The organism is Streptomyces sp. NPDC051561 (assembly GCF_044454195.1).
GTDB lineage: Bacteria > Actinomycetota > Actinomycetes > Streptomycetales > Streptomycetaceae > Streptomyces.
On sequence record NZ_JBITDM010000068.1, the window covers coordinates 1 to 1,387 of the forward strand.

The 1,387-nt window shown below is 65.9% G+C and carries 2 protein-coding genes; one reads left to right on the forward strand and one right to left on the reverse strand.

The genetic code is table 11. The features are described from left to right. Positions 1–26: 26 nt before the first annotated feature. On the reverse strand, positions 27–461 hold the full coding sequence (locus tag ACIA73_RS41940; RefSeq protein ID WP_399444282.1) for a DUF6228 family protein: 435 nt from the start codon (positions 459–461) through the stop codon (positions 27–29). 98 nt (positions 462–559) lie between these two features. Here ACIA73_RS41940 and ACIA73_RS41945 point away from each other — a divergent pair. Beyond that, a protein-coding gene (locus ACIA73_RS41945; protein WP_399444283.1) for an IS5 family transposase occupies positions 560–1,377 on the forward strand; the annotation gives its coding sequence in 2 pieces (ribosomal slippage) (positions 560–907 and positions 910–1,377; 816 coding nt in all). The last annotated feature ends 10 nt before the right edge of the window (positions 1,378–1,387 follow it).

Below are 1,387 nucleotides of genomic sequence, written 5' to 3' on the forward strand. Positions count from 1 at the left end.
AGAGGCTGTCTCACGTGGTGCTTCAGCTACTCGACCGTACTCGTGAGAAATGCATGAAACTCGGTGGCAAGGTTTCGCATCTCCTCGCCGGCGGCGTGCACGGTAGTGGTGTGGAACTTCCACTCCTCGGACGGAGGCCGATCGTGTATACCCCACGTCAGGTGAACGTAGCCGCCCGAGTGGTGTTTCGCCGAGATCGTCAGGTCGCGTTCCAGAGAGCGCCAGGTGCGAGCCCCTTCCCAGCCGCGGAAATCCTCGGCCAGCGAGGAGAGGAATGCGTCGAGGTCGTCACCGTCCCACGTCCGCACCAGGGTCTCGATGCTCACCCCTTGCCCGCGAGCTTTCACGACGAAGTCGAGTGTGGGGTCGTCCCCGAACGGTCTTGCCAGCTCGGAGAAGAGCAGATGGACCGGTCGCGATCCGGAGTCTCCCACGCGTACCGCACGGCCGTCTTCGATCATTGGAGCAGGGTAGAAGCCGTGGGACTCGATACCCAACTGCTATTCCCGCACTGCCCCGAGGCCGGACCGCGAGCGCTCTTGGGGCATGATCGTCCGCTATGGCAGTGGATCTTGCACGGGACCTGGTCCCCGATGAGCTGTGGACGCTTGCCGCACCGCTGATACCGCCGTTCCGGCCCAGACAGCAGGGTGGCGGGACAGCGCCGGTGGCGGACCGGAGGGTGTTCACGGCGGTGGTGTACGTGCTTACCAGCGGTTGCGCTTGGCGGTACCTGCCTCCGACGTTCGGCACCTCGCCAGCCACCGCGCACCGCCGATTCACGGCATGGACCAAAGCCGGTCTATGGCGTCGTCTGCACCGGGCGGTGCTCGACGAGCTCGGCGCCAGAGGCGAGTTGGACTGGACATCCGCCATCGTCGATGCCGCGTCGGTGCGGGCGAAAAGGGGGGCTCGCTGACCGGGCCGAACCCGGTTGATCGGGGCAAGAAGGGCAGCAAGGTGCACGTGCTGTCCGAGGCTCAGGGGTTGCCGCTGGCCGTCGGGGTGTCGGGGGCGAACCTGCACGATAGTCAGGCGCTCAAGCCACTGGTCCTGGGCATACCCGCCGTCCGCTCCTGGCGCGGACCACGCCGTAGACGGCCGGTGAAGATCCGCGCAGACAAGGCGTATTACTCCGCCGAACACCTCCGCTGGCTCCGCGGACGGAATCTCATCCCACGGATTGCCCGGCCCGGCATCGAGTCCGGCGAACGCCTCGGCCGCCATCGCTGGAAGATCGAGAGAACGATCGCCTGGCTCTTCGGCTACCGCCGCCTCACCGTCCGGTACGAACGAAACGGCAGCCACTTCCTCGCCTTCCTCGGCCTCGCCGCCACCCTGACCTGCTACAAGAAACTCGCCAAACTCACCACGTGAGACATCCTCT